10 protein-coding genes and 1 tRNA gene are annotated in these 12,987 nt (G+C 47.4%); 6 read left to right on the top strand and 5 right to left on the bottom strand.

Annotated features, from left to right (window positions below; genetic code table 11):
- Window positions 1-41: 41 nt before the first annotated feature.
- The gene (locus tag A1sIIA65_RS00570; RefSeq protein ID WP_095675679.1) at window positions 42-2,147 is read left to right on the top strand and encodes an MMPL family transporter; all 2,106 of its coding nucleotides are present in this window, start codon (window positions 42-44) and stop codon (window positions 2,145-2,147) included.
- 19 nt (window positions 2,148-2,166) lie between these two features.
- The gene (gene purU, locus A1sIIA65_RS00565; protein ID WP_095675678.1) at window positions 2,167-3,006 is read left to right on the top strand and encodes a formyltetrahydrofolate deformylase; all 840 of its coding nucleotides are present in this window, start codon (window positions 2,167-2,169) and stop codon (window positions 3,004-3,006) included.
- On the opposite strand, the gene A1sIIA65_RS00560 is transcribed toward purU, so the two are convergent.
- Together A1sIIA65_RS00560 and A1sIIA65_RS00555 are read right to left on the bottom strand one after the other, a co-directional pair.
- Window positions 2,982-3,962, bottom strand: coding sequence for a CapA family protein (locus A1sIIA65_RS00560; RefSeq protein ID WP_095675677.1), 981 nt, complete (start codon window positions 3,960-3,962; stop codon window positions 2,982-2,984). The genes purU and A1sIIA65_RS00560 overlap by 25 nt on opposite strands.
- Window positions 3,963-3,980: 18 nt before the next feature.
- Window positions 3,981-4,053: transfer RNA gene (locus A1sIIA65_RS00555), tRNA-Arg, on the bottom strand.
- A gap of 106 nt (window positions 4,054-4,159) precedes the next feature.
- On the opposite strand from A1sIIA65_RS00555, the gene A1sIIA65_RS00550 reads away from it, so the two are divergent.
- Both A1sIIA65_RS00550 and A1sIIA65_RS00545 read left to right on the top strand, forming a co-directional pair.
- Window positions 4,160-5,386 carry a saccharopine dehydrogenase family protein gene (locus tag A1sIIA65_RS00550; RefSeq protein ID WP_095675676.1) on the top strand — a complete coding sequence of 409 codons (1,227 nt, stop codon included), beginning with the start codon at window positions 4,160-4,162 and terminating at the stop codon, window positions 5,384-5,386.
- Window positions 5,387-6,151, top strand: a complete 765-nt coding sequence (locus A1sIIA65_RS00545; RefSeq protein WP_095675675.1) for an SDR family NAD(P)-dependent oxidoreductase — start codon at window positions 5,387-5,389, stop codon at window positions 6,149-6,151.
- Here A1sIIA65_RS00545 and A1sIIA65_RS00540 read toward each other — a convergent pair whose 3' ends face one another.
- The gene (locus tag A1sIIA65_RS00540) at window positions 6,152-8,314 is read right to left on the bottom strand and encodes a DEAD/DEAH box helicase (RefSeq protein WP_095675674.1); all 2,163 of its coding nucleotides are present in this window, start codon (window positions 8,312-8,314) and stop codon (window positions 6,152-6,154) included.
- A gap of 281 nt (window positions 8,315-8,595) precedes the next feature.
- Here A1sIIA65_RS00540 and A1sIIA65_RS00535 point away from each other — a divergent pair, with 281 nt between their 5' ends.
- Together A1sIIA65_RS00535 and A1sIIA65_RS00530 are read left to right on the top strand one after the other, a co-directional pair.
- Entirely contained in the window at window positions 8,596-9,204 is a 609-nt protein-coding gene (locus tag A1sIIA65_RS00535) for a hypothetical protein (RefSeq protein WP_095675673.1), read from the top strand.
- 116 nt (window positions 9,205-9,320) lie between these two features.
- Window positions 9,321-10,661 carry a GGDEF domain-containing protein gene (locus A1sIIA65_RS00530; protein WP_125932719.1) on the top strand — a complete coding sequence of 447 codons (1,341 nt, stop codon included), beginning with the start codon at window positions 9,321-9,323 and terminating at the stop codon, window positions 10,659-10,661.
- Here A1sIIA65_RS00530 and A1sIIA65_RS00525 read toward each other — a convergent pair.
- Together A1sIIA65_RS00525 and A1sIIA65_RS00520 are read right to left on the bottom strand one after the other, a co-directional pair.
- The gene (locus tag A1sIIA65_RS00525) at window positions 10,646-11,788 is read right to left on the bottom strand and encodes a YeeE/YedE family protein (RefSeq protein WP_223298530.1); all 1,143 of its coding nucleotides are present in this window, start codon (window positions 11,786-11,788) and stop codon (window positions 10,646-10,648) included. The two genes, A1sIIA65_RS00530 and A1sIIA65_RS00525, sit on opposite strands and share 16 nt — an antisense overlap.
- A 101-nt stretch (window positions 11,789-11,889) precedes the next feature.
- Window positions 11,890-12,840, bottom strand: coding sequence for a sulfurtransferase (locus tag A1sIIA65_RS00520; protein WP_095675670.1), 951 nt, complete (start codon window positions 12,838-12,840; stop codon window positions 11,890-11,892).
- Window positions 12,841-12,987 lie beyond the last annotated feature (147 nt).

The raw sequence follows: 12,987 nt of genomic DNA, 5'->3' as shown, positions 1-12,987 counted from the left end.
TCAATTCGATAGCGGTTACACCATCCTACATACTTAACCCTATGTTCGAGCGCCTAGGTCATGTATTAGTCCGCTATCGCAAGATGGCGGTAGCACTCTTTGTCATTGGCATTCTGCTGGCAGGGGCGATTGGTTCACTGATCTTCAGCAGACTTGATTCAGGTGGTTACTCAAACCCAAAGAGTGATTCATACAAGGTATACGAGTACTTGCGCGATGAATTAAAGGTTCAAGATCCTGCTGTTGTCGTCGTCATTGATGCGGGAAACACCGATGTCACAGATTCTGTTGTTACACAGAAATCTCTTGCTCTTGAAAAGAAGATGTCGCAAGAAGATGGTGTCACCAAGACTCTTTCATTCTGGAGCTCTGGTGGTGAGGCAACACTGAAATCCTCTGATGGAAAGGCTGCATTCGTACTCATCTACGGTGAAGGCGAAGCATTCACACCACAAAGCCAGAGGCTCGGAGCGATTTTTCAGGAAAAATATGACGGCAAGATTGATGGCTTGACTCTCTATGCAGGCGGAGTTGGCGTTGTTGGTAACGCAATCACAGAGAAGATTTCAAAAGATCTCAAGTTAGCTGAAGTAATCTCAATTCCACTGACTTTCATACTCCTTGCATTTGTCTTTGGTGCATTAGCTGCCTCTGCAATGCCACTCATAGTCGGTGTTGCCGCAATCTTGGGAGCATTCTTTATTCTCTACCTCTTGTCACTCTTCACTGATGTCAGTGTCTATGCACTCAACCTCACTACAGGTATGGGTCTTGGACTCGGTATCGATTACGCCTTACTTATGGTCAATCGTTTCCGCGAAGAGATCCACCATGGAAAGAGTGTTGAAGATGCAGTAGTGACCACAATGGGCACAGCAGGAAAGACGGTCTTTTACTCTGGGCTCACTGTCCTCGTCACAATGGTTTCGCTCATCTTCTTCCCACTTCCATTCTTAAAATCATTTGGATATGCAGGAGTATCAGTAGTAGCAATTGCAGTCATAGGTGCAATTTTTGGACTTCCACCAATCCTTGCTCTTATGGGTGAGAAAATTGATAAAGGTGTAGTGAGAAAATCTGCAATCACACCTAAAGAAGATGGGCGTTGGGCTGATACAGCACGCATGGTGATGAAACGCCCTGCAGCTGTCGTAATTGTCTCTCTCATAGTTCTAGGTGTTCTTGCTGCCCCAGTGCAGAACATTAAATTCGCGCAAGGTGATTCTCGAATGCTGCCCGCTACCAATAAAGCAGCTATTGCAACTGCACTTCAAGATAAGAGATTTCCTGGGCAGACTGGAACTCCCATCGAAATAGTTATCTTTGATGGTGCAGAGATAACTGGTGAAGTTGCAACATATGCCAAGAAGATTGCAGCAGTCTCCGGAGTAATTGGCGTTGCAGCGCCAGAGGTAATCGGCAAGGACGTTCGACTCGTTGCATACCAAGCAATGTTGCCCAGAACTCCCGAAGCTCAGAACTTGATCCACACAATTCGAGATATTCCAGCGCCACAAGGTGCCCTTGTTGGTGGAGTTGCCGCTGACTACACAGATTCTCAAGATGCAATCTCATCCACACTTCCATGGGCTCTCGGTTGGATTGCACTCAGCGTTTTTGTTCTGATTTTTATCTTCACCGGTTCCATCATCTTGCCAATCAAGGCAGTCTTGCTCAACGTGCTCTCTCTTGCAGCGACGATGGGTGTGCTCACGTGGGTATTTATCGATGGACATCTGCAATGGCTGGTGGGTTCATTCACCCTCACGGGAACACTTGATACCTCCATTGTTATTTTGATTGCCGTCGTTGTCTTCGGATTATCGATGGACTATGAACTCTTCTTGCTCTCACGTATTCGTGAAGAACACTTGGCAGGTAAGAGCAATGTTGAAGCAGTTGCAACTGGCCTTCAGCGTTCAGCACGAATCATTACTGCGGCTGCAGTCTTGCTCGCTGTTGTATTCGCAGCTTTCATCACAAGTGGTGTCACATCGATTAAATCGATGGGCTTTGGTGTTGCACTCGCGGTAATACTGGATGCAACCATCGTTCGTGCCCTTCTCGTGCCTGCTCTGATGCGACTCTTCGGTGAGCGCAACTGGTGGGCTCCTAAGCGTTTACAGCGATTTACGATTACCCACTAGTTTCCTTTAAACTCATCGCATGGATCTCATCGCTTCCCTGCAATGCGCCGATCAGCCAGGCATCGTTCACGCGATGACTACTGCCGTGCTCAATTGCGGCGGCAACATCATTGAGAACCAACAGTTCACCGACACCACCACTAACGCCTTTGTAATGCGCACTCGCTTTGAAACAACTCAAGGACTTGAAGCTGCACAGAAGAGCCTCAATGAAAGCCTAGGTAAATTCTCACCTGCTCTGCATATTCGTCCAACGGCTCAGAAGCCTCGCGCACTTGTTTTAGTTACAAAAGAGAGCCACTGTCTTCGTGACTTGATGTATTTGCTTGAACTTGGCGAACTTCCCATTGAAATCCCACTTGTTATTTCAAATCGCGAAGAACTTAAATCACTTGTTGAATCCCATGGAATTCCATTCCTCTACCTTCCAGTGACTAAAGAGAATAAGGCTGAGCAAGAGAAAGTAATGCTTGCAAAGATTTCAGAACTCAAGATTGATTTCGTTGTCCTTGCTCGCTTCATGCAGATTCTTTCTTCCACATTTACAGCTGCGATGCCTGGAAAGATAATTAACATCCATCACTCATTCTTGCCAGGGTTTAAGGGTGCAAAGCCTTATCACCAAGCACATGAGCGTGGCGTAAAGATCATTGGCGCAACTGCCCACTTTGTTACAGCTGACTTGGATGAAGGTCCAATCATCGAACAAGATGTTGCACACGTAAATCACTCAGCAACACCAGAGGAAATGATTGCTCTTGGTCGCGATATCGAACGACGTGTTCTAGCGCGCGCAGTAAAGCTCTATGCAGAAGATCGAATCTTTATCGTCGGTCATCGCACCGTTGTCTTTGCCTGATCTTCGCAATTAATAGTGGGTGTGTAAAAAGCGGCACTTATCTCTGGAACCTTGGTCTGGTTATTGATTAGCATTGGCTGAAGTGTGTAGGTAATCTCCTTGTTGGGAGTAATTCGAATTTTCAATATCCCAGTACTTCTATTTTCGATATTTGATGAGTAAAAGATGAAATTGCCTAATGAGTAGGCCACAAGCTTGTTATCTTCATAAGTAATCGGCTGCAGAGTATGGGTATGGCTTCCCAGAATGATGTCAGCACCTAGTGCGCTCCATCTCTTCGCACTGGAGAGTTCATAATCTCTTGGGCAGAAGAAGCCTTCTTCGCCCCAGTGGGTCAGAATTATCAATACATCACTGACCTTCTTCATGGCTGTGATTGCTCGCTCTGTGGAACGTGCGTCATAACCATTTGTTGTTCCAGCTCTATCTACTTTTGCAATTGAGCCAGGTCCACCATTGACCTTTGCAAGACCTAAGACGCCGATCTTTAAGCCATTCACCTTATAAATCTGACCTTGATATGCGAGATCGCTATTGACCCCACCACCAACATAGGAGATTCCAGCTTTTGTCAGGTTCTGCAGAGTGTCGAGGAAGCCTTGTGAGCCATAGTCAAAACTGTGATTATTGCCAACGGTTGCAACATTTAATCCCACAGATTTAAGTGATTGAAGAAATTCAAGATCTGTCTTGAAGTTATATTCCTTCACTTCTTTCTTCATTTCATTCGTGACTGCGGTTTCCAGATTAAACATATTGAGATTGCCATCTGCAAAATATCGCTTCAAGGCTGGAATTGCAGTGCGATCAATGGCGCTCTCGCCATGAATATCGCCAACGACATTAATAACTACATCTCTACTTTTATTGCCCTTTAATGGACTCGATATGGGCTGTGTTGCAAGAATTGCAAAGGCTGTGATGACGCACACAACAATTGCAATTCGAAATTTCATAATGCAATCCTAGGTGAGTGTCCCCGGCGGGAGTTGAACCTGCGACCTACCGCTTAGGAGGCGGTTGCTCTATCCACTGAGCTACGGGGACGTGGGCACTTCAATAGCGAAGTTACTTGGCAAAGGTTATCGGTATAGATAGCCTTGCCTTAACGCACTTATTTCAAGCGCGTATAACTAAGAATGAAAGGCCACCCATGAAAGCGCTCGTTATCGGCGCAGGCGGAGTTGGCAGTGCAATCGCAAATATCGCATCACGTAGACCATTTATTACGTCAATGGTCGTTGCAGATCGCAGCCTGTCTAGAGCTCAAGCAGCCGTAACAAAGGTCAATGACCCACGATTTTCTGCGCAGGAGGTGGATGCCTCTGATGTGAACGATATTCGCGCTCTCATTCGTAAAGCTGCTCCCGATATTGTCGTGAACGCGGTAGATCCGCGCTTTGTTATGCCAATCTTTTTGGCATGTGAAGAAGAGAAAGTTAATTACATGGATATGGCGATGTCACTATCGACGCCGCATCCAACAGATCCGATGAATAAGCCTGGAGTTAAGTTAGGTGATGAGCAATTTGCTCGTGCAGATGCTTGGAACAAGAACGGTAACTACGCTGTTGTTGGAATGGGTATTGAACCTGGAATGAGCGATGTCTTTGCCCGTTATGCCGAAGATGAACTCTTCTCTCGCATTGATTACTTAGCTGTCATGGATGGCTCGAACCTCACCGTTGATGGTTATGACTTCGCACCATCGTTTTCTATCTGGACAACGATTGAAGAGTGTCTGAATCCACCCTTGATCTTCGAAGAAGGTCGCGGTTGGTATACAACTGAGCCTTTTAGCGAACTAGAAACATATGACTTCCCAGATGGCATTGGACCAGTTGAATGCGTCAACGTTGAACATGAAGAAGCTGTCTTGATTCCAATGAAGGTCAAGGCGAAGGAAGTTCGCTTTAAATATGGACTTGGCGCTCAATTTATTGAGACCTTGAAGACTATTCACACACTGGGACTTGATAAGAAGGAGAAGGTTTCCGTGCAAGGAGTTGAGGTGTCACCTCGCGAACTTCTTGCAGCCCTACTTCCAGATCCTGCAACTATCGGTGACAAAATGCACGGAAAAACCTGTGCAGGAACTCTCGTTAAAGGTTTAGGTAAGGACGGCAAGCCAAAGGCTGTCTATATCTATAACGTTGTCGATAACGAATGGTCGATGAAGAATTATGGCAATCAAGCAGTTGTATGGCAGACAGCTATCAACCCATTGATTGCAATGGAGCTCATTGCAAGTGGTGAATGGAAGCCAACAGGAATATCTGGCCCTGAATGGTTCCCAGCACAGCCCTTCCTTGATTTAATCTCCGAGTACGGATCTTCATGGCATATCCGCGAAGAAGAACCAAAGGGGATCGTGGCTTAAATGGCGCAATGGGCTCTTGTTACAGGTGCAACTGCTGGAATTGGTGAAAGTTTCACTCGCTTACTTGCATCTAAGGGTTATAACGTCGCACTCGTTGCGCGCGATGAAGCTCGTCTTCATGAACGCGCAGCGGGGCTTCGTGAAAAGTATGGCGTGCAGACATTTGTATTGCCTGCAGATCTTTCAACTAATGAAGGTTGTCGATCAGTTGAGGATTACATCAGCACCTATGAGATTGAAGTGTTGATTAACAACGCTGGATTTGGAATCAATAAGGCATTTAGTGCAAGTCAGATGGATGCAGAACAACAGATGTTTGATGTATTGGTGCGAACACCTATGCGCCTTATGCACACCGTCATCCCTGGAATGAAAGAGCGCAAATCTGGAATCATTATCAATAACTCATCCGTTGCAAGCTTTATCGCAGGTGGCACATATAGCGCTGCCAAGTCATATATGACTGTGCTCTCTGAATCCATGAATACCGAACTTGCAAGCAGTGGGGTAAAAGTCTCAGCGCTCTGCCCTGGATTTACTCGCACAGAATTTCACGAGCGAGGGCGAATGAAGATGGGCGGGCTACCAAACTTTATGTGGCTTAACGCCGATAAGTTAGTTGCTCAATCGTGGAAAGATGCCCTGGCAAATAAGCCAGTGAGCATTCCTGGCTGGCAATACAAACTTCTTGTGGGAGTTATCTCAACTATTCCAAGAAAATTTGTACGCCAGATCGGAATGAATGTTCGTAAGAAGCAGCGTTAGTTAGCGGCCACGGCGGCTATTGCCACCACGGTATCCACCAGACTTACCTGAACCTGAACCACCGCGACGAGCTCCGCCACCTGAACGTGAACCACCTGGGCTCTTTCGCTCCATTACTGGCGGAATATATGGAACACCTGATGGCTCTTGAGCACCAGTGATAACCATGAGCTTCTCATCGAGAGGGCGCACATCGTGGAACTTCGGTGTCACACCTGCACGACCGAGAAGACCAGATACTGCACGCTGATTCTTTGATGATGACAAGGTAACAACAGTTCCTGATTCGCCAGCGCGAGCTGTGCGACCTGAACGGTGCAAGTAATCCTTGTGATCTTGTGGAAGATCAACGTGAACAACAAGTGAGATTCCATCAACGTGGATTCCGCGTGCTGCAACATCTGTTGCAACGAGAGCTGAATTATCTTGCTCCTTAAAGAGTGCAAGTGTGCGAGTACGAACTGCCTGTGACTTTCCACCGTGCAACGCACCCACTGGAACACCAGCGTTAGCAAGCTTGTCAGCAAGACGATCTGCACCGCGCTGAGTCTTTACGAAGAGAATTGTCTTTCCATTACGAGCTGCAATCTGTGATGTGATGTCATCTTTATCGCCAGGGTGCATCTGAAGAACGTGGTGCTCCATAGTTGAAACAGAAGCACGGTCATTCTGCAATGAGTGAGTCTTTGGGTTCTTGAGGTACTGACGAACGAGTGAATCAACACCGCGATCGAGAGTTGCTGAGAAGAGAAGACGCTGTCCATCAAGACGAGCCTGATCAAGAATTTCCTTCACTACTGGAAGAAATCCCATATCTGCCATCTGATCTGCTTCATCAAGAACAGTGATCTGAAGTTGATCGAGCTGAACTTCATTCTTATTGAGAAGGTCAATTAAGCGACCAGGAGTTGCAACCAAGATTGCAGTCGCCTTACGCATTGCAGTGATTTGCTTTGCATATGGCATTCCGCCTGCGATAACTACTGATTCATGGCCAACAGCGCGTGCTAATGGACGAAGAACTTCGTCAATCTGCTGCGCGAGTTCACGTGTAGGGGTCAAGATAAGTGCCAGTGGCTTGTGAGGGCGCGCTGTCTTATCTGAAATATTTGTAAGAAGTGCAAGGCTGAATGCCAGAGTCTTTCCTGAACCAGTCTGTCCACGGCCCAAGATGTCATGACCTGCAAGAGCATCGGGAAGTGTTGCAATCTGGATTGGGAATGGATGCGTAATGCCTTGAGCATTGAGTGCATTTGCGAGCGCCGGTGCAATACCGAGATCGCGGAATGATGTTGTTACCTCAGTGAGCGGTGTTGCTTCAACAAGGTTTGCATCGGCAAGGTTTACTGAAATGTAATTATCATCAGCGCCGAAATCGACAGCTGCCTTGTTATGAGTCTTTGATGCGCGGAAATCATCGCGTGCATATGCTGGTGATTCACCACGTGAATCATTGCGGCGATCGCGTGGTGGCTTTGCAGGTGTGCGAGGAGAATCTCCACGACGCTGCGCAGCTGACTGTGGTGCTGCTGGATTATATTTTTCACGCTTTTGTGGAACAAAGTTTGGACGGCCGTCATCTGAGTGAGCAACCTTTGCCTTCACCGCTTCGCGACGAGTTGTTGGACGAACATCAGATTTTGCTGGACGCTCTAAACGCTCTGGACGAAATGGACGCTCTGAACGTTCTGTGCGATCTGCAATGAACTTTGCAGCACGTGATTGTGGCTTTGCAGTTCTCTCAGGTGCTGTACGGCCCACAACAGGCTTTGCACCAGCTGGCTTAAAGGCTCTCTTTGGCTTTTCGAAGGTGCGCTCTTCACGAGACTGCTTTGGGTTGCCCTTTATGGCACCCTCGACGTTCTTAGACTTTGATGCTGTGCGCTCTTGAAAACGCTGTGCGCGTAGCTTGGAACGATCTGCAAGACGTACTTCTTTCTTAGTACCAGTCTCGCGATCTGAATAACGTGTGGTCTTAGCTGTTGTGCGTGCTGCAGTAGATGCTGCTTCCTTCACAGGAGCGCTTCGCTTTGCAGTTCCACGAGCAGCTGGCTTTGCAACGACTGCCTTACGGGCAGCCTTCTCGGCAGTTGTGTGGCGGGGTTTACCTTTGGCAGCGCGACGAGCTTTTCCGGGCGCAGCAGTACGGGATTGTAGAGACATAGAAAATTCAACACCAATCGAGACGACAAGCGCGTCTCGGTTAGATGGTCTCAAACTGGCTAAAAAACCAGCGCCATCAGGGTCTTGATAAGACTCGCAAGTAAGTGGCCATGTGGCGCACTTTGGGGGGAAGTACATCGATGCGGGATGCTTCGATGGCTTAATCATACAGGATGCAAGACAGTGCTAATTCACATGAAATTCCATAGTCCTACCGCCGAGTTACGCTCAAAATTCAATATTGGCTCGATACCATAGCAACATATCTAATGGAGGACTTTATGTTTCGCAAGGTATCTATCACTCTACTTTCTGCCGTGATTGTCGCAAGCGGTATCTCTGCAGTTCCAGCATCAGCTGCTGCAAAGATCAGCAACGGCACAGCCTGCAAGAAGGTCAATGCAACAACGACAGTTGCTGGGTATAAGTACAAGTGTGCAAAGAACCCATTGGTGAAGAATTCAAAGCTCACATGGCTCTCAGCTGAGTGCCTCACTGCAGTAGGACAGTTCCAAGCAGCGGTAAAGGCTCAAGCAGATCTTGCCAATGTCTCTGATCAGACTGCAGCACTTGATGCTGAATACACCGCAGCAGCAGCAGCCCTTGCCAGCACCACAGCCGCCTATGACAAAGCGCGTACTCAAGTAATCCAATTCCAGGCAACGATGAATGCATCCACAAATGCTGCAGATAAGCAGAAGCTTGCTGGTGCAATCTCAAAGCTTGCCAATGCAGTTCTTGTATTGAGCGCTTCTAAGACAAAACTTTCTGCACAGGTAAAGGACCTTGAAGCGAAGAAGGCGCTACTTCTGGGCGCTCCAGGACAGCTCAAGACCAATGCAGCAGATGCGAAGGCTTCAGCAAATCTCCTCTGCGCTAAGGGCTTCTAACGTATAAGAGTTTTTTCAACGCCCCGAAAGTAAGGCTTCCCCTATTTATAGGTGGGAGCCTTACTTATTTAATGTGACAGGTGTACCGAGTACTTCGATGGGCGCCACTATGGCTCTTGCTCTCTCATATCGCCTTTAAATCTATTTTCACAGAGCGCTCCATACTTCTGGACCTCTTTCTCTATAACGCAATCTGGATCTGCGCGATTGCAGCAATAGCACAATCACCACTGAGCAATGATCCTGTTGCACTTGCTTCAGCTTGTCTTGCAATTACTTTCTGGGGCTTTGGTTCAATACTCAATAGCTATAGCGATTTCTACTCTCTTCCTCAAAGTGCAGGGCTCTTGGCCCAGCTCAGTTACACCCTCTTCTATCCCTTGGCTCTTATTGCCATTCCACGATCACTAGCGCGAGGTCGAAAGCTCAACCCGCTTGAACTTCTGGATGCAGCGATCTTCGGCCTTGGAATCTCTTCCATCGCCACAGCGCTCTTTCTTAATCGCGTCTTTCCGCAATCACTGATTAATCTGCAGGACCAATTCTTCTCACTGCTCTTTCCCATCTGCGACCTACTCCTTCTGATTATCGCCTCCATTGCACTTGTCACACACAGACTTCAGATGCGGGCAGCCATTCTCTTTCTCGGTATTGCACTCTTTTCAATGTCAGATCTTCTCTATCTCTGGCTCACAGTCAATGGAACCTACACATTTGGCCAACTCACCGATGATGGATGGTTGATTGGAATAGTTCTGATTGCATCATCATTCTGGTTGCCACAAAGTAAAAGTGAATACGATGTGGGAATCCATCCTGCATTTCTTGCACTCTCCATTTTCATTAGCCCCACTTTGTTAGCGCTCATCGCCCTGCGCCCTGGAATCTTTCCCATCTACATCGTGGCCCCTGCAGTTGCAACGCTGTTTATGGCATTCTTTAGAATGAGTATCGTTATTCGTCAAGCAAAGAATTTAGGTGAAGAGAAAGTACTTGCCCGCACCGATGACATTACAGGTCTTCCCAATAGACGCAGATTGATTGCAGAGCTCGCAACCTTTTCAAAGACAGAAGGTGCGCTACTACTACTTGATCTCGATGCATTCAAACCAGTCAATGACACCTACGGCCATGAAATTGGCAATGTTGTTCTGCAACAAGTTGCCCAACGTTTCACCCGTTCACTTCCCACAGGTTCTGTCCTTGCCCGACTTGGTGGAGATGAATTCGGAGTCCTGATAAACGGAAGTTATGAAGAGACTTTGGAGGCTGCCTATGCGCTGCAAGCAACCTGTAGTTATCCATTTCTCTTTGAAGGCCATTCAATAAAGATCGGTGTGAGCATCGGCCATGTTCATAATGATGGAGCTGGAGAGCTACTAGAACGTGCAGATGCTGCGATGTATGAAGCTAAGAGGAGCGGTGTGGGGGTTGTTCAGGCTCAGCCTGTTGTGTGAAATTTCAATTTGATTCCAACAAAGCTACCGAGGAATACAAAGGCGAAGAAGACCCAACCAGAGAGTGCAAATGCTTGTGTTCCAGAGAGAAGAACACCAATTGTGCAACCAAGGGATGTCATCGAGCCCCAACCGAGCAAGATTCCACCAATCAGTGCTGTGGCTGAATTTGTAGGAGTCAGGCGAGAGAATTTAAAGCGTCCCCCAGCAAGGGCAGCGGCAAATGAGGTTCCAATAATTCCAATAACAAGCCAGCCATTATTGGTAATTGCCTCGGCAACAACTGCAACACATCCAGCCATGCGATCGAGGCCAACAAGAGATTCAGGTCCAATCTTGTTGGAATCCATAAATGTTCGAGCAGTAGTGCTGAGCTGACGTGTCACACCGAGTGGTTCAACGCGAAGGTAAGCAATGGTTCCTAGAACTCCAGCGATAGCACCTGTCGCAATAGGGCTCCATCGCTCTGTGATCAGATTTTTCAGAGTTCCTGAGAGCGAGAGAGGTGCAGCGCTCACCTTGCGAATCGGATCTGAGTTGGTGCCTCTACGAATTGCAATAAAGGCAAGGAGAAGGAGCGCAGATAAGGTGATGAGTAGAGCACCTGAGTAACCAACGTAATGTGGCAACCAGATAGTTGGTGCATCAGAGATAGCGTTGAGATAGAGCCAGTTCCAGGATAAGAATGCAAGAACAAAACCAATCAATGTTCCAATGAGTGCGGGAATTGCCCGAAGGTATCCCTGACCAAGACGATAGAGATGACCGCTAATGCAGGCTCCAGATAAGGACATTCCGATTCCAAAGGCAAAGGCTGCAACTACTAAGACCCAGCTCACCGGTCCGATATGTGCCACCGGTGGAAGTCGATCGGTGCTGGTATCAGGAAGGAATTGACCAAAGATGAGTGCGTAACCAATAGATCCTGTTGCAATCGCAACCAATACTGAGAGAAATGGTGTGGTGTTCTTATCTTCAATGCCATCACGGAAGATGCAGAAGAAACAGAAGCGACCACGCTCAAGCAATAAGCCAAGGCTCATACCGATAAGAAGTGAGATTGGCGCTGTTGAATTAGATATATTTGAAGAGAGAATAAATGCAAGGAGAAGAAGTGCGGCAATCACTGCAAAGGAGATTGCAGTGCGAACCTTCTCTTTAGCCGTCCACGCAGAAGCAGCAACCCCGGGATCTCCGAGGTTGCTGCTCTGTGTTGGAAGGGTGGAAATTACGCTGCTCCCCAGATTGTGCCTGAAGGATTACTAATCGGTGCACCGATTGTGTTTCCGTACTCAGTCCATGAACCGTCGTAGTTCTTTACCTTCTGGAATCCGAGGATTTCACTGAGCACGAACCATGTGAGAGATGAACGCTCACCAATACGGCAGTAGGTAATGATCTGATCTGTTCCGGTGATGCCCTTATCTGCATAGAGCTTCTTCAACTCTGCAACAGTCTTAAAGGTTCCATCTGCATTGACATTCTGTCCCCAAGAAATATTGACCGCTCCTGGGATATGTCCTGCGCGCACTGCAAGCTCCTGGAAACCAGCAGGTGCAAAGATCTTTCCACTGAATTCATCAGCTGAACGGATATCAACAAGTGCTGCAACCTTTGTCTTCTTTGCTGCTGGGATTACATCCTTGATGATGTTTGCGCGAAGATTCTTATCAGCTGGATTTGCATTGAAGTTACCAGCCTTAAATGTTGGAACTGCTGTTGTGAGAGCACGACCATCCTTCTCCCACTTCACACGTCCACCATCAAGAATGCGAACATCCTTCTGACCGTAGATGTTAAAGATCCATGCGCCCCATGCAGCAAACCAGTTGTTCTTATCTCCGTAGAGAACAACTGTTGTGTCATCGCTGATGCCAGCCTTCTGGGCAAGTGCTGTGAAGTTAGCCTGGCTGATGATGTCGCGGTTGACTGTGTCAACAAGATCTGTGTGCCACACAAACTTGATTGAGTTCTTGATATGTCCGCGCTCATAGATACCAGGTTCAGTGCTTACTTCAATGATGCGAACCTTAGGGTTATCGATGTTCTGCTCAAGCCAATCTGGTTGTGCAACTGCGCGAGCCTGATTCTTTGGACGTGCTTCGGCAGGAACGATTCCGACCGTCGAAAGGAGACCAGCAACTGCTGCTCCTGCGATTAACTTTCTTGAAATTGACATTTTTATCCTTTGTTAGTTTTTTGGGTTTTAAAAAATTGTGTTACAGGGATGAGAAAAAAGGAAAGATCAGCAGCTGGTGCTTGTGATGCGGCAGTAGTCAATAACGCGACGCTTAGTAAGGAACATCGTGACCACCTCTCGCTAGGT

The sequence above is a fragment of the Candidatus Planktophila dulcis genome, from assembly GCF_002288225.1.
In the GTDB taxonomy this organism is placed as follows: Bacteria; Actinomycetota; Actinomycetes; order Nanopelagicales; family Nanopelagicaceae; genus Planktophila; species Planktophila dulcis.
This window is presented reverse-complemented; position numbering and strand designations above follow the sequence as displayed.

Excerpts from the sequence above, each read along its gene's own strand:
- A1sIIA65_RS00570 (WP_095675679.1), top strand. The coding sequence starts at position 42 with ATGTTCGAGCGCCTAGGTCATGTATTAGTCCGCTATCGCAAGATGGCG.
- purU (WP_095675678.1), top strand. The coding sequence starts at position 2,167 with ATGGATCTCATCGCTTCCCTGCAATGCGCCGATCAGCCAGGCATCGTT.
- A1sIIA65_RS00560 (WP_095675677.1), bottom strand. The coding sequence starts at position 3,962 with ATGAAATTTCGAATTGCAATTGTTGTGTGCGTCATCACAGCCTTTGCA.
- A1sIIA65_RS00550 (WP_095675676.1), top strand. The coding sequence starts at position 4,160 with ATGAAAGCGCTCGTTATCGGCGCAGGCGGAGTTGGCAGTGCAATCGCA.
- A1sIIA65_RS00545 (WP_095675675.1), top strand. The coding sequence starts at position 5,387 with ATGGCGCAATGGGCTCTTGTTACAGGTGCAACTGCTGGAATTGGTGAA.
- A1sIIA65_RS00540 (WP_095675674.1), bottom strand. The coding sequence starts at position 8,314 with ATGTCTCTACAATCCCGTACTGCTGCGCCCGGAAAAGCTCGTCGCGCT.
- A1sIIA65_RS00535 (WP_095675673.1), top strand. The coding sequence starts at position 8,596 with ATGTTTCGCAAGGTATCTATCACTCTACTTTCTGCCGTGATTGTCGCA.
- A1sIIA65_RS00520 (WP_095675670.1), bottom strand. The coding sequence starts at position 12,840 with ATGTCAATTTCAAGAAAGTTAATCGCAGGAGCAGCAGTTGCTGGTCTC.